The sequence below is a fragment of the Gordonia jinghuaiqii genome (assembly GCF_014041935.1).
Lineage (GTDB): Bacteria > Actinomycetota > Actinomycetes > Mycobacteriales > Mycobacteriaceae > Gordonia > Gordonia jinghuaiqii.
Genome location: NZ_CP059491.1, coordinates 4,611,847 through 4,637,393 on the forward strand (window position 1 = coordinate 4,611,847; position 25,547 = coordinate 4,637,393).

Here is a 25,547-nt window from a genome sequence, read left to right on the forward strand (position 1 = left end):
GAGCGTGAAATCACTGGTAGGTCACCTTGATCGAGTTGAGGGCCGACTGCAGCAGTGGCAGCAGGTTGCGGGTGGGGCGGTGGGTTTCCATCTGCTCGAAATACGGTTTGCTCATGGCCGCACGCAGCTCGGGCCAGTGATGTTCGACCTGCGTTCGGTACTTCGGCAGCAACTGATCGGTGATGTAGATCCACCGGTCCTCATAGACCGACCAATTCCATACGGGCAGAGGAAGACTCAATGTCGCACGACGACCGTCGGGTGCACGGCCGGTCGCCGTCATCGGTCGGAACGAGCGCGGTGGGACGACACCGGCCACCGACGGTGCCGCGGCGACGGTGCTCCCGTAGGTCATCGCCTCACCGACCTCGCCGCGGTAGGAGCGCGTCGCGTCCCACTGGTTCTTGATGACCTCGCCCTGCTCACGACGCAGCAACCTCGCATTGCCCGCGGCGACGGCCGCCGGCTCCTTCGACGCGATGCCGGTCCAGGCCGCCATGATCTCGTCGTCGAAGATGCCCGCCTCGTTCATCTCGCGCAGCGCGGGCAGGCCACCGACGACGTACGCCCGGTGCATCGGCATGAGGTCGGAGAAGATGTTCTTCTGCATCACCAGGATCTGCCCCTGGACCTTCCGCAGATCGTCCGCCGTGATCTTTGCCCCCACCTGGGCCAGGGCGCGGAGCCCACGCGGAAGGCGTTCCACCGCCGCAGGTCCGGCGAGCTCGTTGGCGCGCGCGACGATCGCGTGGGCGACCGGCTGCAACCGGCTGAACTCGAAGATGTCGGTGGCGTCCTTGTAGTCGAGAAGACCACCGCCGAAGTCGCCGCCGACGAGTCCCCCCATGCCGGCCCACTGCAGCTCGCGGTGAGCGAGCTGCAGGTCCTCGTAGTAGCGGTAGGACTTGAGGAGGTTGTGGTGGTTCGCGCCGACCCCGGTGCGCGGGTCCCACGACGCCAGGTCGATCCCCGCTCTCGTCGTGGTCTCGACGAGCCAGTACTGGAACAGCAACGCGCGGTAGTTCGTCGGGGCCAGGCCACGTTCACGCGCCTGGTCGACCAACGCCTTCAACGCCCGCGGATCGGTCGGCAACGCCGGGTGCACGCCACCGGGGCCGCGCGAGGCGTCGCGATTGAGTAGCGGCAGGTTCACGTACGGCGCAAGGGAATCGGCGGTTGCGACACCGCCGCCGATGAACGTCCCCACCGAAATGACCATCGACACCAAGGCGCCCACCGACACCCGCACGATCCTGTTCACTTAGCCCCACCGTCCCCCAGCGGCCGATCACGGCCGAATCACACGCAGATAACGTGAGGAACTCTAAGCAGTGGAGCCTGAGACGGCAATTCGGCCGCGTCTCGCGGAGTACCTCGCCTCCGCAGAAGGAGCCGTCAGGACTCGAGCAGAGACTTGAGCCGGGCGAGATCCTCGGCCACCATGCCGGCGTCACGATCGAACTCGTCGTCGGACATGGCCAGCTGGCGCAGGGTGAACACCACTTCGGCACCGTCCGGATGCGCCAGCACCCGCAGCGGATTGTGGACGACATCTCCGTCGGGGAGGGTGACGTCGTGGTCGACGACGCCGAGCGTGTTCCGTGGGACGAACCGGACCGTCACCGTGCCCATCGGCGCGTCGGCGACCCACACCTCGCCCTGCCGCCTGACTTCCGTACCGGCCAGCCCCGCAGCCCATTTCGGGAGATTCTCAGGCTCGGCGACGAAGTCGTAGACGACCTCGACGGGTACGGGAATCACGATGCTCACATGCCGGCTACGCATCCGCCCACGCTACTCGCCCGACACACCGACTCGGGCGTCGTCCGACCGGGCCGGTTCGATGCGGTGGCGGGCCAGGAGTAGCACGGTCGACGGGACACCGGCCCCAGCTGCTCGAGGTTGACCAAGGAAGCCATATCGCCCTGTCGGCGATATCCGCGTCGGTGACCCTTTGACGCACGTTCGGTTCCTCGGCGACGGAGAAACGGGCGAGCTGAGAAGCGGGCGAACGGAGGTCTAATCCAGTAGTTCGCTGCAGAGCCCCTCGCGGATGTGTCCGGAACGTCACGAACTTTGTGTGAATCAACACCCGACCCGGTAGGCGTGTGATCTCTACCATGGGTCAGATGATCAAGCGGCTGAGTGTTTCTGTTCTGTGTCTGATAGCTGCGGCCACGGGGGCGGTGGTGACCGGAACCCCGGCTGCGCAGGCCGCACCGTGCTCCGACGTCGAGGTGGTGTTCGCGCGCGGCACCGTCGAGACGGCACCGCCCCTCGGCCTGACCGGGCTCTCGTTCGTCGAGGCCGTCCGGTCGCAGCTGCCCGGCCGCTCGGTGGCGGCCTACGGGGTGCCATACCCGGCGAGCGACCAGTTCAACAACCGGCTGAAGTTCGCGCAGACCGTCGCCGACGGCGTGCGCGCCACACAAAATCGCGTGAAGTACCTGGCGGCGACGTGCCCCGGCACCAAGGTCGTACTCGGCGGCTACTCGCAGGGCGCCGTCGTCGCAGGCTATTCGGTCCACTCGGGACTGGACCTTCCGGCGCGCTACGCCGCGTACGACCGATACGTGCCGCCGCCCCTGCCTGCCGCACTCTCACGCAACGTCGCCGCGATCGTCCTGTTCGGCACACCGTCGGACCGGTTCATCACCGACATCGGCGCGCCGCCGGTCAAGGTCGCCGCACCGTATCGCGGCAAGACGGTGCGCTACTGCGTCGCCGGTGACACCATCTGCGACGGGTCTCCGGTCGGCGGCCCCAATGCGCTGCACGTGCTGTACTCCGTCAACGGTATGACCCTCGACGGCGCGCGCTACGTGGCGCGGCACGTCTGAGGACCGTCGGCCGGGAAACGCGACAATTCGGCGCCTCATACGGCTCGTACCGCAGCCGGACACATCCCTTGCATGAGTTGTATCGATCACAAGCTCCCCGTACGGTTGACTGCAGCGGTTCAGCCACAGCTGCGGGTGGGCGGAACCGCTTCGCAGCCTCTGCAGGCACACCGCCCCTTGACGACATCACTCGAGCGAGCGAGACGGACAGGGATATGGGCTTCACTACCGATACCTCGTTGTACTCCGCACCCGACGGGCGGACGGCCACCACCGCTGACGCGCCACTGTCCAGCGCCATCAGCACTGAATCTTCTTGCGTACATCGCTTTCTCAAAGACATCGATCTGGCCACGATCTCTGAGTTCGAGGCGGCACTCGAGCACGTGTCGGCGAGACGAGTCGCCAAGGTGGTGCTCGACCTCACCAAGGTCGGGTTCATCGGCGCCTGCGGACTCGAAATGCTGGAACGGTATTGCACAGAAGCGCAGCAATCGGACCTGAAGATCGCGCTTGCGTGTGATCGCGCAGTCGAGCGGCACGTGCGGTTGCTCGAGATCCCGGTGGACATCTACGCCTCCGTCGATGCGGCATGCGCGCCGATGGATCAGCGTCGCTGACCACTCGCGCCCATCCGAACCGAAAGCGCTTCTGACTCCGACCCCAGGACGAGATGCCTCAGGATCCTCGGCGGTTGATGGCACCACAGCTCGTCTCGCCGGCCCCTGAGGCCGGCCGAAGAGCTGTGGTCACATCATGTTTCCCGCTGAGGACGCACCGAACTAGTGTTCACCGTGGTGGCCACGTCCGGGCAATGAGAGGTGCGGAACGAATGTCGGTGGAAAACGGCGAGGACTTCGAGGCGCTCCTGACGTACCTGCGCGACACGCGCGGATTCGATTTCACGGGATACAAGCGGACCTCGCTGATGCGGCGGGTCCACCACCGGATGGGTCAGGTGGGGATCGAGAGCTTCACCGAGTACCTCGACCACCTCCAGGCCAGCGCCGACGAGTTCGGTGCCCTGTTCAACACGATCCTCATCAACGTCACGGCATTCTTCCGCGACGAGGACGCGTGGCAGAGCCTGCGGAACACCGTGATCCCGCAGCTGCTCGCCCAACGCGGGCCCGACGACCCGATCCGCGTCTGGAGCGCCGGCTGCGCCTCAGGTCAGGAGGCCTACTCGCTGGCGATGTTGCTGGCCGAGGCGGTGGGCGCCGAGAGCTTCCGCCAGCGCGTGAAGATCTACGCCACCGACATCGACGAAGAGGCACTGGACGAGGCACGGCAGGCGTCCTACGACCGTCGTGCTGTCGAGAACATCCCGCCCGACCTACTCGAGGCGTACTTCGAGAAGGACGGCTCGCGCTACGTCTTCACCAAGGAACTGCGACGAGGGGTGATCTTCGGCCGCAACGATCTGGTCCAGGATGCCCCGATCTCGCGGATCGATCTCCTGGTCTGCCGCAACACGCTCATGTACTTCAACGCCGAAACCCAACGACGGGTCCTCGGACGCCTGCATTTTGCGCTGGCCCCGCAGGGCATCCTGTTCCTGGGCCACGCCGAGATGCTGCTCAGCCACAGTGACCGGTTCACGCCCTTCGACCTCAAGAACCGTCTGTTCCGAAAGTCTGCCAGGTTCCGTGGCGCGATCGGGAACCTGCCGGTCGAGTCCGAACTGGCCGCGAGTCCCGAGGCCGGCGGATTGTCGTCGCTACGCGACCTCGCCTTCCGGCACAGCCCCGTCGCGCAGCTGGTGGTGACCGGAGACGACACCGTTGCGATGGTCAATCAGCAAGCCGAGCTGATGTTCGGCCTCTCCGGCCGGGACATCGGTCGCCTTCTGCGCGACCTCGAGGTGTCCTACCGCCCGACCGAACTCCGCGGATACGTCGAACAGGCGAAGGTCGAGCGACGATCGTCCCGAATCCGGGACGTGGAGTGGTCAATTCAGGGCGGCCAGTCGATCTGGCTCGAGGTACACATCAATCCTCTCGTCGACGCAGAGAACGGCCTGCTCGGGGTGGCGGTCGCCTTCTTCGACGTCAGCGCCATGCGCGCACTGCTCGACAAGCTGGAGGACGCGAACCGGCAACTCGAGACCGCATATGAGGAGTTGCAGTCCACCAACGAAGAGCTCGAGACCACCAATGAGGAATTGCAGTCGACGGTAGAGGAATTGGAGACCACGAACGAAGAACTGCAGTCGACCAACGAAGAGTTGGAAACGATGAACGAGGAGCTCCAATCCACCAATGATGAACTCCAGGCGATCAATTCGACCCTCGGAGAACGGACGGTCGAGCTCAGCGATGCGCGCGAGTTCTTCGACTCGATCATCAATTCGGCCGAGATCGGCATCATCGTCGTCGACCGTGACATGCGGATCACCGTGTGGAACCTCGCGTCCGAGGAGATGTGGGGCGTCTCGGCGGCGGAAACAACCGGACAACCCCTTCTCGGGCTCGACATCGGCCTGCCCACCGAAGATCTGCGACCGATGGTCGGCAACGCCTTCGTGGATCCGTCCTATACGGATTCACGTGAACTCGACGCCATCAACAGGCGTGGCCGCACAGTGCGGATCCGTATTCGCTGCAGCCCTTTCCGCTCCCGCAATCACGCCATCCGCGGCGCGATGCTCGTCGTCGAATCCGTCGAATCCGTCGAGGCGGCCGGGCACGGAGACAGCGACGAGGTACCCACGCCATGACGAGCCGCGGCGACCGAACACGATCCGAGGGGAGCCGATGCGCCCCTGAACGAATACGTGGCGGCGCCGCGGGGTATCACCTCCGGCGAAAGACACCAACGCTTCGAGGTGAAACTGATGAGCAGCGATGATCTCTCTGTACGGGCACTACGACGTGAGTCCGCGACGGTGCTCGTCGTCTCCGGGGTGCTCGACTCGTCCACCTATCTGGAGGTCCGCGACGCGGTCGTGAAGGCAGCAACCGACGCGCCCGAATGCCTCATCGTGGACGTACGTGAACTTCGGGCCCCCTCGAGCTCTGCGTGGTCTGTCCTGACCAGCGCGGCCTGGCTGGTCCGTGAATGGCCGAACGTACCCATCGCCGCCGTCGCCGATCAGATCCGCATGCGCGAGCTGATCCGGGGCGGCATCACCCGCTACGTCCCCGCGTACTCGTCGCTGGATTCCGCGCTCGATCACATCGGGGACCACCAGGCCACCCGGGTGACACATCGCACCCGAACCACCGTTCCGCGCTACATCGGCTCCCCGGTGGCAGCAGCGCGCGGCATCGTCGTCGACACCGTCGAGGAGTGGAACATCGACTACTCCGCATTGGCCTCGCTGCTGACGACGATCCTGGTGAGCAACGTCCTGGCGCACACGCACAGTGACCCCGACATCCGCGTAGAGGTGCACGGAAATACTCGGCTGATCGTGGCGGTCAGTGACGAGAGTGCCGATCTGCCGCTGCGGGCCGAGGACACCAGTGGTCATACCCCGGTCGCATCCGGGCTCGCCCTCCTGACGTCTCTGACACGTCACTGGGGATGCACACCGACGGCCGGCGGCAAAACGGTATGGGCGGTCGCCGGGCCCGGCGAAGTCGCCCGCTTCTCCGAGTCGATGCCGTCAAGGCCGGACTGAGTCAGTCCTCTCCGTTGGTGAAGAGCAACTCCGACAGCCGCCCGCGCAGCACGGCGGCGGCGTGACGCGATTCCTCGGCGGTGCGGTTGTACCTGTCCTGCAACGTCCCCGCAGACACCTTGGCTGCGAGGCTCTCCGCGAGCTCCGCCTTCTCCTGCAGGGACCGAACCGCCATGCCCAGGGCCGAGTCGATCTCGGCCGACCGCGCGTGCAACAGTGCATCGGCGGTCCAGGCATGTCCGATACGACACCGAAAATTGTGCTCGTCGATCGCCATGAGTCCCCCATGACAGTCGGGACACACGTAGTTGGTGGGCGGGCCGAGATTCTCTGAATCGACGGGTGCAGCGAATGCACTACCCATCGCGATACGGTTCTCGATCTCGAGGAGCCTGTCTGCTTCCATGCTGGACTCCGTGAATTGGCGCCGACCGAGGTCGGCCAGAACTTTTGCGGCGACCGCCGCCGTCACGACGTGATCGAGCCGGATGCGTTCGATCGCGTTCATCGGAAGGGCCGGGAAAGCTGCGTCGTCGGGATCCTGTGCCATGGTGACTCCACCGCGAGCTCGGATGGCGCCCAGCCCGTTCACTCCGTCGTCCAATGCGCCCGAGAGCAACACACCGGTCCCCAGCGGACCCGCATACAGGGCCACCGAACGAAAGAGTGCGTTGATCGACGGTCGGTGTCTGTTCTCGGTGGGACCGTCGGCCACGGCAACCCGATCCTCGTGAAGGAGCAGATGCCGGTCCGGAACGCAGACATAGATGGTGCCGCCTTCGACCTTCATGCCGTTCTCGGCGGCGACGGCCGGTAACGGTCCCGCCCGGTCGAGGATGCTCGGCAACGCACTCGGCACACCGATCGGCATGTGCAAGACCACGAAGATCGCCTGTGGAAGATCGTCGGGCAATTCCGCCACGAGCGTCGAGAGTGCTTCGACTCCGCCCGCGGAGGCACCGATGGCCACGACCTGTTGCTGTGTCATGCGCACGGCGTACCCCGGATCGTCGTCCTGCAATCTGGCGGGTGGTGTGTCGCCCCGACGGAGAGGCGTCATCGCTCAGCGTACGCCGCTGACCAGTGGATCACCGGGCCATGCGGTCACCGGGCCATGCGGTCACCCGGCGAGGAGCGCGACGATCGCGCGCGCCAGTCCGCGGCGCGCCAGCTGCTGGTCCTGGAAGCTGCCGAGCTGCTTCTCCGACACCAGGCCACGCATCGCCCCGGGAAGAAATGCCGCGACTTCCCTGACCCGCACGGGGTCGACATCGAGGTCGGCGAAGGCGCGTTGGCAGCAATCAACCCACGACGGCCCCCACGACGAGAGCTCGGCCGCGGACTTCGGGAAGAGCCGCCGCAAGTCGTCGGGATCGCGAGGAAGAGCGGCACGCAATGTCTCGATGGCCCGCGACTCGGGCGCCGTCAGGCCCTCGTACATCAGATCGACGATCGCTTCGACGCGATCGGGCAGTGGCGCTTCGGGTTTCACACTCACCGGGAGGTCGCCGCGATGCTCGGCGGTGCGGTGCAGCACGGCCGCCCAGAGGCCGTCGATGTCGCCGAACTGGTACTTGATCGCGCCCCACGTGGCACCGATGTCCTTGGCGATGCGGTTCCCCGACACCGCCGCAGGGTCCCCCGAGGCCAGCGAGGCGAGGGCGGCGTCGAGCATCGCGTCCCGGGTGGCCTGACCGCGACGATTGGCCCGCCGGGACCCGACGGACGGGGTGCGGCTCTCGGCAGGCGGCATGGTCGCCGATGGTAGTCGTTCGGTTCCGGCACACACGCGCAGGTTTGACCCCGCACCCGTGCGGTTACTCGGACATCCAAGGAAGTTCCGGAAACGGATGAAACACCGAGCCACATTTTGTATCATCAGCCGAGACACTGTGACGCGGGTTACACGGCAGCGATGCCTGGAGGACAAGATGAACGCAAGTGGTGGCATAGGTGCCGCTCGGTACGCATTGTCCGGCCTGAGGCCCGCCGAGGCGCGCCGCCGACTGCGGAACCGTCAGTACATCGATTCGCTGTTCAACTCGCGGGAGCCCGAACGCACGTCATGGGCGGTCACCGCCGACGGCGCCCGGCTCCGGGTGCAGCACCACGGCCCCGCCGGCGCGCCCGTACTCGTGCTCGTCCACGGGTGGTCGTGCTGCATCGAATACTGGAACCCGCAGATCAACGCACTCTCCGAGCGCTATCACGTGATCGCCTACGACCAGCGCGGACACGGCGACAGCACCTGGGGCAAAAGGAAATTCGACGCCGACGTCCTGGCCGACGACCTCCAGACCGTGGTCTCCCAGACCGTCCCGCAGACATCGAAAGCCGTCTTCGTCGGCCACAGCATGGGTGGCATCACCCTGCAGTCGTGGGCGCACCGCCATCGCGAGCAGGCCGAATCACGCGCCGCCGCAATGGTCCTCGCCAACACCACCTGGGGCGGGATCGCCACCGAGAGCCGGGTGATCCCGCTTCTCAACGATCCGGTCAAGGCCCCGCTGTGGATCGCCCAACTGGTCTTGTCGATGCCCATCCCCTTACCCGGCGATCGGTTCACGCGCAGCGTTCTCCGCCACCGCGTCCTCAACGGGCGGTCGGCGACAATCGATCACGCCGCGTTCGTACTCGCCATGACCCGCTCGTGCGCACCGAGCTCCCGCGCGAAATCCGCTGTCGCGCTACTACAACTCGCACTCGGACCGGCCGGGGCCGACGCCATCACCGTGCCGACCACCGTCATCGGCGGCCGCCACGACCTGCTGCTACCCCACGCGATGACACAGCGCATCGCGCACGCGCTGTCGATCCGTGGGTACCTCGACCGCCTGGTCGTACTCGACACCGGTCATGCCTCCAACATCGAGGCCGCCGAGGATTTCACGGCCGAGGTCCATCGGGTCATGCACGACGCGACTCGCGGAGCCACCGAACTCGCCGGCGCCGCAGGCTGAGGCCGACCGCCGGGACGCACCGGCACAGTTTCACAGAACCCTCTTGCATTCGTGGAGAACGCGTCCTACCGTGGCGGAATGGCGCGAACGCCGCTCTCGATGACACCCACAGGGTGGTTCCAGGTCGCATGGTCGACGGAGATCGCCGTGGGCACGGTCCACACGATGAAGTACTTCGGCCGCGACATGGTCGCGTGGCGGTCGGCGTCGGGTCGGGTGTCGGTCTTCGACGCCTACTGCGAGCATCTCGGAGCGCATCTGGGCCACGGCGGTCACGTCGAAGGCGAGAGTCTAGTGTGCCCGTTCCACGGCTGGGAATGGAACCGCGAAGGCCGCAACGTCTGCATCCCGTACGAGAAGCACCCCAACAAGGGTCGTCGAATCCGCAGCTACCCAGTCGTCGAACGCAATGAGGCCGTGTGGATCTGGCATGACACGCAGGGCAGGCCCCCACACTTCGACGTGCCGGACATCTTCGCCGACTTCGACGACGACCGCACCGCCGCCGACTATTACCCACCCGTGCCCGCGGCCACCCTGTTCCGGCCCGGCCTGGAGATCCACCCGCAGTACATCATGGAGAACGGCGTCGACTTCGCCCACTTCAAGTTCGTCCACAAGACCCCGTTCATGCCGGAGTTCACGCGCCACGACTTCGGCGGCCCGGTGTCCTACGTGGACTTCACGATAGCTTTCGAGGAAGGCGCAACGCTCGAAAGCGCCACCAGCGGCGTCGAATCCATCAACGCGGGACTGGGCTGTTCGGTCACCAAGAGCTGGGGCATGGTCGACAACCGCACCATGCCGGCGGTGACCCCGGTCGACGAACACACCTCCGACATCCGTTTCACGGTGTGGATCGGACGCAAACCGGGCGAGGAGTCCGGCGAGCTGTCCCGCTACGGAAAGACGATGGCGGACCTGGTGATCGAACAGTTCGCACTCGACATCGACATCTGGGCACACCAGCGCTACTCCGACCCACCAGCGCTGTCTCGCAAGGAGTTCGAGGGTTTCACCGCGCTGCGCACGTGGGCGCGCCAGTTCTACCCCGACGGCGGACCGTCCGGCGTGGACCCGGAACGGCCGGAGACCGGCGAAATCCGCCCCGCCGGCGACGACTACGTCCGCATCCGCCGTTCCGAACTCGACGAGCTGCGCGCCGCCGCCGCACAGCCCTGACCCGCCCGAGCATCGAAGGGAAATTCCCATGACCGCACCCACCCGCATCCGGGTCTTCCAAGTCGCGACCGGAAACCTGGGCACCGAGATGATCAGCCGGGTCCGCGATCATCCGGACCTCGAACTCGTTGGCCTGCATTGCTATACACCGGCCAAGATCGGCCGGGACGCCGGTGAGATCGTCGGGCTCGACCCGGTGGGAGTGGTCGCCACCGGCACCGTCGACGACATCATCGCCGCACGGCCCGACGTGCTGACGTTCCATGGCGTCTTTCCCGACGAGGACCTCTACGTCGCGGTCCTCGAGGCCGGGATCAACATCGTGACCACCGCGGACTGGATCACCGGCTTCCACCGGGACACCAACCATCCACACCACTCGGGACGCAAGGTCAGCGAGATCATCGCCGAGGCATGCGAGCGCGGGGGTGCCACCTTCTACGGAACCGGCATGAACCCCGGCCTGGCGCAGATCCTCGGCATCGTGCACACCGCCGACGTCGCCGACATCGAGAACGTCACCGTCACCGAATCGGTCGACGTCTCCTGCCACCACTCCGTCGACACCTGGAAGGCGGTCGGATACGGGCTGCCCGTCAGCGATCCCAGCATTCCGGAGTCGTTGCACAAATACACTGCGGTGTTTGCCGATTCGGTCTATCTGATGGCCGATGCCTTCGACCTCGAGCTCGACGAGGTGACGTTCTCCTATGAACTCGGCGCGTGTACCAAGGACGTCGACCTGGGCTGGTACCAGCTGCCCGAGGGCTCGCTCGGTGGCAGCTACATCAAGTACCAGGGCATGGTCGACGGGGTGCCGCGCGTCGAATCCCATCTGGAGTGGCAGATGACGCCGCACACCGATCCGTCGTGGAACATCCAGGCCTGCTACATCACCCAGGTCACCGGTGACCCCAACATCTACTCCAAGCACATGATCTTCCCGCGCAAGGGATTCGACCTGTCCAAGCCGGAGAACTTCGCGTCGATCGGCATGACCGTCACCGGCCTGCCCGCGCTCAACTCGATCCGGTCGGTCGTGCAGGCGCCTCCCGGCATCGTGACCAGTGCCGATCTGCCGCTGCGATCCTTCGCCGGGCGCTTCAAGGTCTGAGGGGTCCCGCTCTCACCCGTGCCACTCGGCCAGCCGCGCGGAGTACGTCGGTGATCTCCGCGCGGGCGGCTGCGTCGCCTCGGCGGTGCCGCCGAGTTCGAATCCGTGGGCGTACCAACCGGGTAGGCCGAACACGTGGCCTACGCCCGGGTAGGTGCCCGGACCTCAGCCCAGGTCGATGGGAACCCCGGTCAGCTCCGCGCCGATGTCCCACAGCCGCGCGGCGACCTCCCGGTCGGTCGCCTTGACCGACGGTTCCACCAGCACCGGCGCACCGGCGAGACCGAAACTTCCGATGGGCCCGTAGTATTCGCCGCCCCGGGCCTTCGGGTCGGTGGCCGCGCGCAGGATGGGCAACGCACCATCCGGCGGATCCATGATGAATCGGTCGGTGAGCCAGCGCAGCGACGGCGCGTGATAGGCCCACTGCAGAAAGCGGCTCTGCTCGCGCATCACACCGGTGCGGGTGCCGCCGGGGTGCGCCGCCAGCGAGATCGCCTTCACCCCTGCGTCGCTGAGGCGTCGATCCAATTCGAGGGCGAACAGCATCTGTGCGAGCTTGGCTCGCGAATACGCACCCGCACTGGAGAATGTGCGCTCCATCTGCAGGTCGTCGAAGTCGATGTTCCCGGCGCGGTGCGCGTGGCTGCCGACGGTGACGATGCGGGCAGCGTCGGCGCCGAGCAGCCGGTCCATCAGCAGACCGGTCAACGCGTAGTGGCCCAGATAGTTTGTGCCGAAATCCATTTCGAAACCATCCGGGGTCAGCTCGCGGCGGGCACGCATGACGCCTGCGTTGTTCACGAGCAGATCGATGGTCAGGTGACGGCCGCGGATCTCGTCCGCGGCGGCGTGTACCGAGTCCAGGCTCGCGAGGTCGAGCTCGACGATCTCCACCTCGGCGCCGGGAACCCGGCCGACGATGTCGTCCCGGGCCGCGACCGAAGTCTCGGGATTCCGGCAGGCCAACACGACGGTCGCACCGAGCGTCGCCATCCCGAGCGCGACCTCGCGGCCGATACCCGAGTTCGCGCCCGTGACCACCGCGATCCGCCCGGTCTGCGGCGGCGCATCGGCCAATGTCCATCCCGACTTCACTGATGTCCCCCTCTGACCCGTCCGCGCACCGCACGCTGTCGGATTCGACGCTGTTGTTCGTATCACATCCGAGGTGACAGATCAGGTCGAGACGTCACATTGCGGGACCTCGGCGACGCCGGACCACAGGCCCGGACCGGCGCCGACGAGGTACATCTGCGATGCGGCGAGGAGGCGTCAGACGCTCACGGCCTCCGGGGTGGCGCCGCTGAACCGTCCGGCCGGCGCGAAGCGGGCGAGGACCTCATCGTGCGGCTCCCCTGCCACCGCAGAGATGAAGCCCTCGACGTCCTCACGAGTCCGCAGGCCGAGCAGCGGACCGGGTTCGGAGAGCAGGCCGAACAATGCCGACGCGATCTGCGGACTGACCGCGGCAGCCGGAAACGACAACTCCAGGTGCGTCGCGTAGTCGGGATCGCCGAGGTACAGGCGGGTGACCTCGACGGATGCGCGTCCGCGGCGCTCCCAGTGCTTCTCGAATTCAGCCGACAACCAGTCGGCGGTGAACGGGCCCTCATGGCTGCGGGCCGCCTTGACCAGCTCGGCGACCTGGATAAGCGTGTTCTGCGCTCCCTGGCCTGCTACGGGATCGACAGCGATCGCGGTGTCGCCGATCGCGGCAACCGCGTGACCGCCGGACGTGGTCGCCACCGCCTTTCGCACCGTCGGGGTGACGGCACCGGAGAGCCACGACACCGGGTCGGAGGAGATGACACGCAGCTTCTCGATGACCGGGGCGTCCTCTGGGAAGTATTCGGCGAAGATGTCGACGATCGTCGACCGAGCCGACGCGGCGTCGTGCACGTCGTCGATTCGCGGCGCCCACGCGCCGGTCGGCTTGGCGAAGACGATGAACGACCACGTCGCGCCCGCATCCTTGTGCAGGAACGGTCCGACGAAGATCTCGCCGTTCTCGCTGTCGAGGTTGAACAGCGAATGTCCGCCGCCCTGGCTGCTGCGGTAGGCGAAGGTGTCGGGTCCGTGGTCGAGTCCGGTGAGGGTGACCTGGAGCAGCCGGCGCTGCGGTTCGCGGTAATGGGTGCGTGACTCGTCCACCGGGAACAGCGTCGACAATCCGCCCTTGCCGGTGGCGACGAGAGTGAGGTCGGCATCGGCGGCGATCGCATCGAGACGGTCGACGTCGACCTGCCCGACCTCGAATCGGCCGCCACGATCCACGAAGCGGCCCAACCGGTCGTCGGCGCGGAGTCGAAGGTCGACAGCCTGGGCGACGTAGCCGTAGTCGGGGTTGAACTCGAGCACCCGTTGTCTCTCCTCGCCGACTCCGGAGTACAGCCGCGCACTGATGCCGGTGGTGTTGCCGACCTCGTAGAGGTCTTCGACGATCTCGGCGTCCCATTCGCGGGACTTGCCGAACAGCACACCGACGCCGGTCGGCGGCACCTCGTCGCGCAACGATTCCCGGTCGCGGTCGCTGTAGAGCGTGACGTCGAATCCGGCGTCGACGAAGCCGAGTGCTGCGCTCGTCCCGGCCAGTCCGGCCCCGATGATCGCGACCGATCGTCGTGTGGTCATGTGCGTCTCCCCTGGTTGTCTGCGTGGAATGGCTGTCCGACAGCGTGCCGGGGGGATCGGTACCGCTGAAGGGTTAGACGCAGGGAGAACGAATGGGGCGACACGACGACGCGCCGAGAGCTCGGCGGGTCACCGGCTCACGAGCGGTCGCGACGAACCCGGTACCTCTCGTAGACGATGCGGGAGTCGAACGTCCGGGTCTCGACGAGGTCGAGCTCGACGGGCTCGGCAACCGGCGGGAAGAACGGAGTGCCGCCGCCCAGGACGATCGGGTAGCGGAACATGCGCAGCTCGTCGACCAGCCCGAGTTCGATGGCGGCCGACGCCAGACCTGCGCCACCGATCTCGACGTCCTTGTCGGTCGAGTCCTGAGTCTCCGCGATCTCCTCGGCGAGCGACTTCCTGGCGAGGCGGGCGTTTCCCTCGACCTCGCGGAGGGTTCGGCTGAAGACGACCTTCGGCAGTGCGCTCCAGATGTCGGCGAATGCGGAGTTCGGCTCGTCGTGGCGCATCGCCGGGTCGGTCTCCCACGGCAGCATCGTCTCGTAGAGCCGACGGCCGAGCACACAGGCACCGAGCTCACGCACCCGTCCGGTGTGGAACTCGAACAGCTCGTCGGTGGGTCCTCCCCAGCCGATGCCACCCTCGCGGTCGGTGATGAATCCATCTGCCGACACACTCATCGAGAAGATCAGCATGGGACGGCTCCTCGTGCGGTCCGGGCGGGGTGATCTCCGGGATCCTACGGCCGTCACCGCGTCGAGATGAGGGACTTCGCCGACAGAGGAGACCTGCGAGGAAGCTGTGAGGTCGGCCGACACCCCCCGTGCAGGCGGCATCGGTGGCTCTCCGGCAAGTACCATCGCCCTCTGTGCGTACGCCCCTACCCGAAGTGACCCCGGTCGCGACGCCCAACGAGGACGCCGCGACCGGAAACACCTCGGGCTACCGACTCGACCTGGACGGGCTACGCGGCATCGCCATCGCACTCGTGGCGATCTTCCACGTCTGGTTCGGCCGGGTCTCCGGTGGCGTCGACGTCTTCCTGACGCTGTCGGGCTACTTCTTCGTCGCGTCGCTCCTCAAACATGTGCTCGCCACCCAACCCGCATCGACGACGTGGCGCGCCGCGGTCAACCCGTGGCCGCGCCTGTGGCGACTGATCCGTCGTCTGCTGCCCGCGCTGCTGCTGGTGCTGGCGTTCGTCGCGGCGATGATCGCGGTGATCATGCCGACGACGCGGTGGGGGCCGCTGGGCGCCGAACTGCAGGCCAGCGCGTTGTACTACCAGAACTGGCATCTGGCCTTCGAGTCGCAGGACTACGCCGCCGCCGACTCCGCGAACAGTCCGCTGCAGCATCTGTGGTCGATGTCGATGCAGGGACAGTTCTTCGTCCTGACCCTGCTGTGCGCGCTGGCGCTCGGCGGTGTGCTGCGCCTCCTCGGCCGGCGGTCGGTGTTCTTCGCCGATCCCAAGGTGGTGCGGTGGATCATCGGGCTCGCCCTGGCCGCGGTGGCGCTGGTGTCGTTCGCCTGGGCCAACTACCGCCACGACATCAATCAGCCGTTCACCTACTACGACACCGTCGCGCGCCTGTGGGAACCGCTGGCCGGCGGGCTGCTCGCGGTCTGGATGCCACGGATCGCGATGTCGCGTGCGGTCCGCAACGTGCTCGGAGTGATCTCCGTCGCCTTGATCGTGACGTGCGGGTGGTGGATCGAAGGGGTGCAGGAGTATCCGGCCGCGTGGGCGCTCGTGCCCGTCGGTGCGACGCTGATGCTGATCTGGGTCGGGTCGTCGAAGACCGCCGGCCCCGATGTCGCCGGTGCCGCAGTCACTCAGTCCGGGTTCAGCCGAGGTCTGGCGCACCCACAGCTGGTGTGGCTCGGGTCGATCGCCTACGCCCTCTACCTCTGGCACTGGCCGCTGCTTATCTTCTACCTGGCGTGGCGCTACCAGGACGACGTGTCGTGGGTCGAGGGCACCGGAATCCTGGCCGTGTCGGTACTGATCGCCTGGCTCACCACCAAATACGTCGAGGCGCCGCTGCGTTCCGGGTCGTCCACACGAAAACGCCCCGAGGACGACGCAGCCGCAACCGGCTCGACGCCCCGGCCCCCGCTCCGGAACACCCGCGGCTACCGCCGCACCCTCCTCGCGCTACTCCTGATCATCACGGTCGCCGCCGGCAGCGCAGCGCTCACCTGGCAGCGCGACGCCGCGAACGCCACCCTCGACACCGAGAACCTCGACCCCCGCCTCTACCCCGGCGCCCGCGCCTTCCTCGACGGCGCCCCGGTACCGAAGGTCACCGCACAGCCCAGCCCCGACGTGGTCGACATGGACTGGCCCATAACCTCCTACGACTCCATCATCAGCGGCTGGAAGGACCCGTCGATCAAGGTCGGGTACTACGGCGACGTGAATGCCACCCGCACCATCGCGCTGGTCGGCGGATCGCATGCCGAACAGTGGATCACCGCGCTCGACGCCATCGGCAAGCGCCACAACTTCCGGGTCACCACCTACCTCAAGGTGGGGTGTGCGCTGACGACCGAACACGTCTTCACGTGGTTCGGGCAGAAGTACTACCAGTGCAACGACTGGTCGCGGCGGGTGATGGAACGCCTCGCCGTGGACAAGCCGGATGTGGTCTTCACCAACAGCACCCGTCCGGTCGAGGCTCCCGGCAAGGGCGACCACGTGCCCAACGACTACAAGGAGATCTTCGCCGAGTTCCGCGACCGCGGACAGCGGGTCATCGGCATCCGCGACAACCCTTGGTCGACAGGCAAACTCAAGCCGCCGGAGTGCCTGGCCAGTGGCCGCAAACCCGAGGTGTGCGGGGTCACGCGCCAACAGGCGATGGCACCCACCGACCCGGCCGCCGAACTGGCCGGGGAGTTCCCGAACATGTCGTTCCTCGACTACACCGACGCCATGTGCGACGACGAGTACTGCCCCGCTGTCGTCGGCAACATCCTGATGTGGCACGACTTCCACCACCTGTCGGCCACCTTCGTGCGCAGCCTCATCCCGGCCATGGAGGCAGATCTACAGAGGACGCTCGGGTGGTGGTGACGCGGTTCGTCGGCTGAGCGTTGCCCACGGGCGCCGTCAGCGAACCGTCGGAGGAGGTGGCGACGAATGACCGGCACGAGCCAATGGCAGCAGCGCGGACGCCGCGAGCACCACCGCCACCCCGACCCACTGCGCGAACACAAGCGATTCGCCGAGGAACGCCAGCGCGGCGAGCACCCCGACCACCGGCTCCAGCAAACCGAGCATGCTCCCGGACACCGGTCCCAGCGCACGGACGGCCAGGTATGCCCCGCCGATCCCCAGCGGCACCATGATCACGCCCTGCACCGCGACCGACACCCACCCCGCTGTGGTGAAGTCCCACTCCGTCGGTGCGACGAGGAGAACCATCCCCGCGGCCAGAGCCGAACCGATGGAGGTGAGCCCGGTGGCGGTCACCACACCGACCCGACGCAGACACGGCTCGCCCACGAGGTAGTACGCCGCGTAGCCGGCTGCGCAGACCAGTGCCAGCAACACCCCGGGCACCACGACATCGCCTCCCCCGGCACCCGCCACCAGTGCCACTCCGACGACCATCAGCCCACACACCGCCCATGACGCCGGCCCCGGGCGGCGTCGGAGCAGTACTGCACTCGCGATCAGCACGAACACCGGTGAGATGTGTGCCAGGACGACGGCGATCTGCGCGCCGGTCAGATTGATCGCGGCGAAAAAACACAGCAACTGGATCGCGAACAGCGGTCCGCACAGAAATGTCAGGGTCAGCGCGTCGCGTGACGAGACTCGGAACCGCCCGGTGACAACCGCCAACCCGAGCAGCAGGAACCCACCGAGGAGGCTCCGCAAGAACACCAGCGCGGTGGGCGAGACCCCGCCCGCGTACCCGGCGGCGGCCACGGTCGGCGTCAGTCCGTAGACCATCGCCGACACGATGCCGCCCGTCCATGCGAGACGCTCCGTTCCGGCTGTACGCGGCGGCGCGCTGTCGGTCAGCGCTTCACCGCCTGCAGGTACACCGTGGTCGCTGTCGTGTAGAAGTCGCGCGCCGACGCGCCCTGCTCGCGGGGCCCGAAGCTGCTGAGCCGGTTCCCACCGAACGGCACATGCGGATCGGCGCCCGCCGTCTCGGAGTTGATGTGCACCATCCCTGCTCCGGCCTCGTCGATCGCGTCGAGGACATCGCCGAGGTCGCTTCCGAAGACGGCCAGCGACAGAGCGAACGGTCCGCTGGCGGCAGCCTCGAGAGCGACATCGATCTGGTCGGTGCGCAGAACCGCAAGCACCGGGCCGAACAGCTCCTCCTGCCACAACTCGGCGTCACACGAGGCGATCTCCAGGACGGTCGGTGCACAATGATGTCCGCGAACACCTTCGGGCACCGACATCCGGCAGATGAGTCGCGCCCCGTGCTCGACCGCCCGCGATGTGGCAGCGTCGACGCGGTCCCGAGCGCTCGCCGAGATCAACGGACCGACGTACGTCGACTCGTCCTCGGGGTCGCCGACGGTCACGCCGGCCATCGCGGCCGTCAACCGTTCGAGGAAGTCGTCGGCGATCGCCGTGTGCAGAACGAGACGCGATGTCGCCGTGCACTTCTGACCCGCGGAACGGAACGCACCGGACACGACCGCGGCGACCGCCGCATCGAGATCGGCGTCGGCCAGGACCACCGCGGCGTTCTTGCCACCCATCTCCGCCTGGACCGGGACGCCCCGGGCGGCACAACGAGCTGCGATGGCCGTGCCCACGGGTGTCGAACCGGTGAAGGTGACCGCGTCGACCTCCGGCGCGCCTACGAGGTGATCGCCGACCTCCGCATCGCCGTGGACCAGCGACAGGACGCCGGCCGGTAGGCCACTCGCCTCCAGTGCACGCATCAGCAGATCCGCGGTCGCCGCCACTGAGGTGGGTGGTTTCCACACGACGGTGTTCCCGTAGACGAGTGCCGGCGCGATCTTCCACGCAGGGATCGCGATCGGGAAGTTGAAGGGGCTGATCACCGCCACCACGCCGAGGGGCCGGTGATCGACGAGGATGCGTTCACCGGCCCGAGGAGAGGCGAACTGGGTTCCCGCCGGCGCATCGGCTTGATGTGCGTGGTACCGCAGGATCTGTGCGGCGCGGGCGAGTTCGCCGCGGCACTCGCCCACCGGCTTGCCCGACTCGCGGGCCATCGTCGGCGCCCAGCCGGCGGCTTCGCCGTCGAGGATGTCGGCGGCACGGAGCAGGTGGGTCGCCCGCTCGTGGATCGGGGTGCGTCGCCACGATCGCCGACGAGCCGTCGCCGATCGGAGGGCCGCATCCACCTGCGCAGTCGACGCGGAACGTCCGGCGGCCACCACCTGATCCGGGTCGTGGGGGCTGGTGCTCGTGAAGTCCGGCCCCTCACCCGCGCTCCATCGTCCTCCGAGGTGATTCTCGAGTTCGAGGATCGCTGTCATCGTGCGGCATCCTTTCCTTGATCGCGGACCAGCACAGTTAGCACGCGTTCGGTCACTTCGAGCAACCGGTCCGCGTCGTCCATCGAGAACGGCAGCGGGGGTCGAACTTTCACGGCGGTACTGCCAAGTCCCGCGGACCCGACCAGTACCCGTTCGTCGCGGAAGGTGTTGATCACCAGGTCGGTGGCGGCCGCGTCGGGCCGCCCGTGCTCATCGAGGACGTCGAGGCCGAGGAAGAGACCCGCGCCGCGCACCTCACCGATGAACGGGCAGTCGGCGGTCAGCCGTCGCAGTTCGGTACGCAGGTGAGCACCGACGCGCTCGGCATTGGCGATCAGGTTCTCGTCGTCGATGACGTCGAGCACGGCATCAGCTGCGGCGATCGCGACCGGGTTTCCGCCAAAAGTGTTGAAATATCTGATCTCCGAGCCGAAGGCCGCGAGCAGCTCCGGGCGTACGACGGTCGCCGCGATCGGCATCCCGTTCCCCATCGGCTTGCCGAGCACGACCATGTCCGGCTCCACACCGTGCCGCGCGAAACCCCACATCCCGGTCCCGAGGCGGCCGAAGCCGGGCTGCACCTCATCGGCGATGTACACGCCGCCGGCAGCACGAACCGCCTCCGCCGCACCTCGCAGGAAACCGGTCGGGCCCGGGATCACGCCGTCGGAGGCGAAGATCGAATCCGCGACGAATGCCGCGACGCCGTGGCCGTGCCGCCCGAGGTCGTCGATGGCGGCACGCACGGCCGCCGGGAACGCGGTGTCGACCTCGTCTGCGGGGAACCGGTGTGGCGCAGGGACCACGCGGACGTCGGTGCCGAGAGGTGCGAAGCCGCCCAGAGACGGCGAGATCGCCGCCGCCGCCGCGGTGGTCCCGTGATAGGCGTTCTCCGTCACGACCACGCCGGTGCCGGGGCGCCGGTGCCGTGCGACGCGCAGCGCGAGATCGATGGCCTCGCTACCCGTGCAGGTGAACATCACATTCGCCAGAGGCGCGGGAAAGGTTGCCAGCAAGCGCTCGGCGTAATCGACCAGATCTGTTCCCAGATAACGTGTGTGGGTGTTGAGTGTGGCGGCCTGCCGGTACTGCGCCTCGACGACACGCGGGTGACAGTGCCCTACCGCCGGCACGTTGTTGTAGGCGTCGAGATACTCGACACCGTCGATGTCGAAGAGTCGGGTGCCAGAACCCCGCACCACATGCACCGGTTCGCGGTAGAACAGCCGGTAGGCCGGACCCAGCGCCCGCGCGCGTCTCTCCTGCAGAGTCATGATGTGGGGCTCGGACATTCGGTTCAACTGTGTACCGGTCATCGCGGTGCACACCTCCTCAACAGGTCGTCGGTGACGGTGCGGCGGTCGGCGGATTGCAGGATCTCCAGCCGCCGCCAGGCCGATGCGGTGTTCCGGAGGATGTAGTCGTCGTTGTCCGGGAAACGCGCCGCACGCCACGATGCGATCGTGATGGCTGTGAGCACACGGGCGATCAGCAACTCATGGAGAAGTTCGATCTCGCTGTCGTACAGAGGGGTTCGCTCGACGTAGCCGAGGATCACATCGGTCGCGGCACCCAGCGGAGTCGCCTGGTCCGCCGCGCTCGGCAGACCGACGTGGTACGACGCAGCCACCGCGAGGTCGACGACGCGGGGTGCAATGACGGCGTCGCCGAAGTCGACGAGCGAGATCGTCGGCGGCTCTCCGCTTTCCACCAGGATGTTGTCCGGATTGGCGTCGTTGTGGATGACCTGCCGCGGCAACCCGGACAGTTTCGGCACACCGACCTCGAGGAAGTGATCGAAGCCTGCGCGCAGGATGTCCTCACCGGGAAGCGCAGGCCGGTCGTCGACGAGCTTGCGGGTCTGGTGTGCCTGCTGGACATCCCACAGCAGTTCCACATCGGCCCCCGGGTGCCGGAAATCCGCAAGCGCGAGACCGAGTTCGGCCACCGTGCAACCGATACTGCGGGCCAGCCCGGGTACAAGCGGCACATCGCGTAGGAGGACACCCGGCGAGAAGGTTGTCATCCGAATGGCCCGTCCGGCGGCCGGGCCGTCGGCAAGCCACTCGTGGCTGGTCCCGGCGACGGTGGGTATCACCGACGGCACCGAGACCTTGCCGCCTTCGAGGTGGGCCAGGATCTCGCTCTGGAATTCGGTGACCGCGCGCGCCTCGGCGCCATGCGCGACCTTGAGCATCCAGGTCCCGCGGTCAGAGTCGACACGGAAGTTGTCATCACGCTCTCCCGACAGGCGGGTGACCACCGCATCGACACCGTAGTGGGCTGCCACGAGGGACCGCGCGGCGTCGAGGTCGACCCGATCGGCGGCATCGGTCAGCACCGCCTGCGTCGAGGCAGCCGATGAGGATGCCATCTGTTGAGTCTGATCAGGGCTGAATTCGGCTGCGGTGCCGATTCTCTGCGGAGTCACGGGGAAACCAATCTGTACGGAGGGCGGGAAATCCGGCACGACGTACATCGCGCCGCCGAACGCACTCGGCCATGACCCCCTGGTCGGATCATGCCGCGTCGGGCGAGGCCGTCGTATTGTCGTGCGCTCAATTTGTTGTGGTTGAATCTGGAATATGACCAATCCGGCTGCCATGCCATACGGCCGCTCGCCGACACTGACCCGCCTGCTCGCCGAGTCAGACCTCGAACTGCGATTGCTCTCCGGTCGACCGGAGCGCGTGGACCGGGTCATGGCGGGCATCCATCTCACCGAGGTGCTCGACGTCGACAAGTGGCTGGCCGAGGGCTGGGTGATGATGACCACCGGCGTTCTGCTGCAGCGGGATCCGCAGGCGCAGCGCATGCTGATCCGTACGCTCGACAGTATCGACGCCACCGGCCTGGGGTATTGCGTCGACATCGTCACCCGCCATGTGCCGGCCGCTCTGCTCGACGAGGCCCGTCGGCTGAACTTTCCGTTGTTCGCGATGCCGCTGCACATCAAGGCGCGTGACGTCGCCACCCGGGCCAACCGGATGATCCTGGCCAACGACGACACCCTGTTCCAACAGGCCCAGAGCACGCAGGACCTGTTCTTCGAGAACTTCGACATCGGCACCGCTCCGGAGTGGCTCCCGGAACGGCAACTGGTGAGCAATCTGTCGGCCTTCCTGGGCCTTCCGGTGCGGTTCCACGCCAATGACGGCCTGCTGGGAAGCGGCTCGGACCCCATCGGGCGGATTCTGCTGACCGCGCCGACCCACGCGCCCATCAAGCAGCGCAGTGGCGACGACGACCTGCTCATCGTTCCCGCCCGCGTGGGCGCCATCTTCGTCGGCTGGGTGGTGGTCACGGTTCCCCGTGAGATCAGCGACGGCCAGGTCGCGCTGAACACCACCATCGCGGTGGCCCGGCTCGTGGCGCTCGCGGTGGTGAGTCGCAAACGTCCGGCGTCCTCCGACCGTGCCGTCCGCCAGGAGGTCATGGGCCAGTTGCTCTCGCGCGGACGCGCTTCCGGCTCCGGCGGGGGAGACGACCCGATGCGACGTCTCGAGAGTGCGGGCACGCTCAGCGCTCTTCAGGATCTCGGCTTCCGCCCGGGAGAGGCGGTGCGGGGTTCGGTCGTCGACCGCGTCGCCGACAACGACCGGGATGCTCGCCGGCCCGGCTTCGACGCCGTGATCGAGGCCCTTCACCGCAGCGCGGCGCCCTATGCCTTCCTGACGACCGAGACCACGCTGACGGTCATGACCCAGATGCCGATCGAGGATCTGGTCGCCGTCCTCGGCGGAGTGGACGGCTACGCGGTCGGTATCGGGGCCGAGGTACCCGGCGTGGTGGACCTGCGCCGATCGGTGGAGCAGGCGCGCAGCGCCCTCGACATGAGTGTCCCGGTGGCAGGTTCGCCCGCCCGGTCGCGTTGCGTCGTGTTCGACGATGTCCCGTTGTCCGCGTGGATGATCCATCACCACTCGGGCGCGAAGGAACGTGCCGCCCGCGAGCTGTCCACCCTGCGCGAACACCCGGCGGTGTTCGAGACCGTCGTGGTCTGGTTCGAGGTCGGCATGGACGTGACGCGGTGTGCCGAAAGATTGTTCATACATGCCAATTCCGTCCGCTATCGGCTCAACAAGGCAGAGGAGTACTTGCACGCATCGCTTCACGACCCAGCCGTCATCGCCGACCTGTATCTGGCGATGCGGGTTTGTGGAGATCTCTGACGAGGCGCGGACCTCCGGTCGGTGTGGGACGCGTCGCATCCCACACCGACCGGGTCACCCGGCGGCCGGTTCGGCTACCTTCGATGCCGCCGCCTCGACGGCATCAGATTCAATCGGACGGTAGTACCGGCCCTTGGTCGCGATCGCCATGATCGGGACTATGACGAACGCGATGGCACCGGAGATGAACGGCGCCCAGGTCATTCCGGCGGGCCCGGCGATCCCGAAGGCCAGCGGCACCGCCACCAGCAGCGCGACACCGACCGCGGTGAGGCCGACAGGATTGAAGGCGGGTAGTTCGTGCTTCTCATACGGCGACGAATCGTCGGTCAGCTTGAGCACCTTGCGCACGAAGACCATGTGACCGACGACGGCCATGACCCACGCGATGATGAACACCGCCTCGAAGGTGAGGACCTGATTCAGCCGAGAGTAGATGTCGCCGAACATCAACGCGGTACCCAGCACGGTGGTGAGCACGACCCACCAGTGACGGCCGGGTGAGAAGTGGAACAGTCGCTGGAACAGCGTCGAATAGACGATGGACCCCGAGTAGATGTTGGTGACGTTGATCCGGATCTGGGTGATGATCACGAACAGCACACCCCAGACGCCCATGATCATGGTCAGGTAGAGACCGGGGTCGGATTGTCCGAAGCGCAGTGTCAGCCATCCGCCCAGAATCGTGCATCCACCGAAAGTCAGCGCCTGCGCCAGGAATCCGATCAGGAAGGCCCCGGAGTTCTTGCGCTTGGGCGGGATGAATCGGCCGAGGTCGGCGGAGATCGTCACCTGCGAGACGACCGCGAGGGCCGCGGCGAGCACCTGGATCAGCGCGGGACCCGCAGCACCGTTGAAGCTGCCGTCGCCTCCGTAGCTCCAGAAGTCCACTGTGGAGTCGGTCTGCGTGGCCTTGTAGATGGTGAAACCCAGGAACGCGGCATAGATGGGCAGGGTCACCCACATGAGGATGTTCATGACGCGCATGCCGAACCACGTGAGCGGGATGAAGATCAGACCGCTCACCAGATAGATGGACCACTTGGGGATCGACGGCCACTGCGCGTGGATGGCGTTCGCCATGATCGCGCCCTCGAAGGCGAAGAACATGAGGAACGTGAGCGTGTAGATCAAGGACGTGACAGCCGAACCCAGGTACCCGAAACCCGAACTGCGGCTGAGGAGGTCGGCGCTGAGTCCGGTCTCAGAGGCACGCCGGCACCAGAAGAAGGCCAGTCCGCCGATCACCAGCGAGGCGATCGTCATTCCGATGACCAGGTTCTTGGTACCGAATGTGTAGACCAGGGTGCCGCCCCACGACAGGAAGAACATCGCGGTGGTGATGCCGAACATCACGCCGAACAGCGAGACGGTGCTCCAGGTGCGGTATTCGAGGGGCACTCGGTCCTGGGCGTAGTCCTCGCGGTTCTCGCCCCAGTCCGTGGGATCTGCGGTGTGCCCGGTTTCGGGCATGGTTGTGCTCATCGAGGTGCCTTCTCTCTGGGATTCGGTCGCCCTGGGGCGATGGAGTTC

Annotated in this window: 21 protein-coding genes; 9 read left to right on the plus strand and 12 right to left on the minus strand. The window is 66.8% G+C overall.

The genetic code is table 11. From position 1 onward, the window contains the following. Positions 1-10: 10 nt before the first annotated feature. Together H1R19_RS20560 and H1R19_RS20565 are read right to left on the minus strand one after the other, a co-directional pair. The gene (locus H1R19_RS20560; protein WP_219851813.1) at positions 11-1,219 is read right to left on the minus strand and encodes a hypothetical protein; all 1,209 of its coding nucleotides are present in this window, start codon (positions 1,217-1,219) and stop codon (positions 11-13) included. A 176-nt stretch (positions 1,220-1,395) separates the two neighbouring features. After that, positions 1,396-1,785: an SRPBCC family protein gene (locus H1R19_RS20565; RefSeq protein WP_219850019.1), complete on the minus strand. Its 390-nt coding sequence runs from the start codon at positions 1,783-1,785 to the stop codon at positions 1,396-1,398. Between the two features lie 335 nt (positions 1,786-2,120). On the opposite strand from H1R19_RS20565, the gene H1R19_RS20570 reads away from it, so the two are divergent. From H1R19_RS20570 to H1R19_RS20585, 4 genes are all read left to right on the plus strand, one after another. Continuing rightward, positions 2,121-2,840, plus strand: coding sequence for a cutinase family protein (locus tag H1R19_RS20570; protein ID WP_219850020.1), 720 nt, complete (start codon positions 2,121-2,123; stop codon positions 2,838-2,840). A gap of 215 nt (positions 2,841-3,055) precedes the next feature. Next, positions 3,056-3,460 carry an STAS domain-containing protein gene (locus H1R19_RS20575; protein WP_219850021.1) on the plus strand — a complete coding sequence of 135 codons (405 nt, stop codon included), beginning with the start codon at positions 3,056-3,058 and terminating at the stop codon, positions 3,458-3,460. A gap of 212 nt (positions 3,461-3,672) precedes the next feature. Continuing rightward, positions 3,673-5,559: a CheR family methyltransferase gene (locus tag H1R19_RS20580; RefSeq protein WP_219850022.1), complete on the plus strand. Its 1,887-nt coding sequence runs from the start codon at positions 3,673-3,675 to the stop codon at positions 5,557-5,559. Positions 5,560-5,676: 117 nt separating this feature from the next. After that, entirely contained in the window at positions 5,677-6,465 is a 789-nt protein-coding gene (locus H1R19_RS20585) for a sulfate transporter (protein WP_219850023.1), read from the plus strand. 1 nt (position 6,466) lies between these two features. On the opposite strand, the gene H1R19_RS20590 is transcribed toward H1R19_RS20585, so the two are convergent. Continuing rightward, a complete protein-coding gene (locus tag H1R19_RS20590) occupies positions 6,467-7,453 on the minus strand; it encodes a chemotaxis protein CheB (RefSeq protein ID WP_219850024.1) in 987 nt (328 codons plus the stop codon). A 132-nt stretch (positions 7,454-7,585) separates the two neighbouring features. Then, positions 7,586-8,218, minus strand: coding sequence for a TetR/AcrR family transcriptional regulator (locus H1R19_RS20595; RefSeq protein WP_219850025.1), 633 nt, complete (start codon positions 8,216-8,218; stop codon positions 7,586-7,588). A gap of 178 nt (positions 8,219-8,396) precedes the next feature. On the opposite strand from H1R19_RS20595, the gene H1R19_RS20600 reads away from it, so the two are divergent. The 3 genes from H1R19_RS20600 (at position 8,397) to H1R19_RS20610 (ending at position 11,721) form a co-directional block, all read left to right on the plus strand. Beyond that, entirely contained in the window at positions 8,397-9,425 is a 1,029-nt protein-coding gene (locus H1R19_RS20600; protein WP_219850026.1) for an alpha/beta fold hydrolase, read from the plus strand. Between the two features lie 78 nt (positions 9,426-9,503). Next, complete coding sequence (locus H1R19_RS20605; protein ID WP_188328167.1) at positions 9,504-10,607, plus strand: Rieske 2Fe-2S domain-containing protein; 1,104 nt, start codon at positions 9,504-9,506, stop codon at positions 10,605-10,607. 28 nt (positions 10,608-10,635) lie between these two features. Then, on the plus strand, positions 10,636-11,721 hold the full coding sequence (locus H1R19_RS20610; RefSeq protein WP_219850027.1) for an NAD(P)H-dependent amine dehydrogenase family protein: 1,086 nt from the start codon (positions 10,636-10,638) through the stop codon (positions 11,719-11,721). A 165-nt stretch (positions 11,722-11,886) separates the two neighbouring features. Here H1R19_RS20610 and H1R19_RS20615 read toward each other — a convergent pair whose 3' ends face one another. The 3 genes from H1R19_RS20615 to H1R19_RS20625 all read right to left on the minus strand — a co-directional run bounded on the left by H1R19_RS20615 (position 11,887) and on the right by H1R19_RS20625 (position 15,053). Continuing rightward, a complete protein-coding gene (locus tag H1R19_RS20615; protein WP_219850028.1) occupies positions 11,887-12,819 on the minus strand; it encodes an oxidoreductase in 933 nt (310 codons plus the stop codon). A 177-nt stretch (positions 12,820-12,996) separates the two neighbouring features. Beyond that, positions 12,997-14,355: a styrene monooxygenase/indole monooxygenase family protein gene (locus H1R19_RS20620; protein ID WP_219850029.1), complete on the minus strand. Its 1,359-nt coding sequence runs from the start codon at positions 14,353-14,355 to the stop codon at positions 12,997-12,999. Between the two features lie 137 nt (positions 14,356-14,492). Beyond that, positions 14,493-15,053 (minus strand): dihydrofolate reductase family protein, encoded by a 561-nt coding sequence (locus tag H1R19_RS20625; RefSeq protein ID WP_219850030.1) that lies wholly within the window; start codon positions 15,051-15,053, stop codon positions 14,493-14,495. Between the two features lie 173 nt (positions 15,054-15,226). Here H1R19_RS20625 and H1R19_RS20630 point away from each other — a divergent pair, with 173 nt between their 5' ends. Further along, on the plus strand, positions 15,227-17,437 hold the full coding sequence (locus H1R19_RS20630) for an acyltransferase family protein (RefSeq protein ID WP_219850031.1): 2,211 nt from the start codon (positions 15,227-15,229) through the stop codon (positions 17,435-17,437). Between the two features lie 36 nt (positions 17,438-17,473). On the opposite strand, the gene H1R19_RS20635 is transcribed toward H1R19_RS20630, so the two are convergent. The 4 genes from H1R19_RS20635 to H1R19_RS20650 are packed head-to-tail and all read right to left on the minus strand — an operon-like array spanning position 17,474 to position 22,216. Then, positions 17,474-18,331, minus strand: coding sequence for a DMT family transporter (locus tag H1R19_RS20635; protein ID WP_443984637.1), 858 nt, complete (start codon positions 18,329-18,331; stop codon positions 17,474-17,476). A 59-nt stretch (positions 18,332-18,390) separates the two neighbouring features. Continuing rightward, entirely contained in the window at positions 18,391-19,842 is a 1,452-nt protein-coding gene (locus tag H1R19_RS20640) for an aldehyde dehydrogenase family protein (RefSeq protein WP_219850033.1), read from the minus strand. Continuing rightward, on the minus strand, positions 19,839-21,134 hold the full coding sequence (locus H1R19_RS20645) for an aspartate aminotransferase family protein (RefSeq protein WP_219850034.1): 1,296 nt from the start codon (positions 21,132-21,134) through the stop codon (positions 19,839-19,841). The genes H1R19_RS20640 and H1R19_RS20645 overlap by 4 nt, the downstream gene beginning before the upstream one ends. A gap of 20 nt (positions 21,135-21,154) precedes the next feature. Next, positions 21,155-22,216 carry a phosphotransferase gene (locus tag H1R19_RS20650; protein ID WP_219850035.1) on the minus strand — a complete coding sequence of 354 codons (1,062 nt, stop codon included), beginning with the start codon at positions 22,214-22,216 and terminating at the stop codon, positions 21,155-21,157. A gap of 211 nt (positions 22,217-22,427) precedes the next feature. Here H1R19_RS20650 and H1R19_RS20655 point away from each other — a divergent pair, with 211 nt between their 5' ends. Next, positions 22,428-24,014: a PucR family transcriptional regulator gene (locus tag H1R19_RS20655; RefSeq protein WP_188328177.1), complete on the plus strand. Its 1,587-nt coding sequence runs from the start codon at positions 22,428-22,430 to the stop codon at positions 24,012-24,014. 54 nt (positions 24,015-24,068) lie between these two features. On the opposite strand, the gene H1R19_RS20660 is transcribed toward H1R19_RS20655, so the two are convergent. Further along, the gene (locus H1R19_RS20660) at positions 24,069-25,499 is read right to left on the minus strand and encodes a purine-cytosine permease family protein (RefSeq protein WP_223204787.1); all 1,431 of its coding nucleotides are present in this window, start codon (positions 25,497-25,499) and stop codon (positions 24,069-24,071) included. Positions 25,500-25,547: the final 48 nt, after the last annotated feature.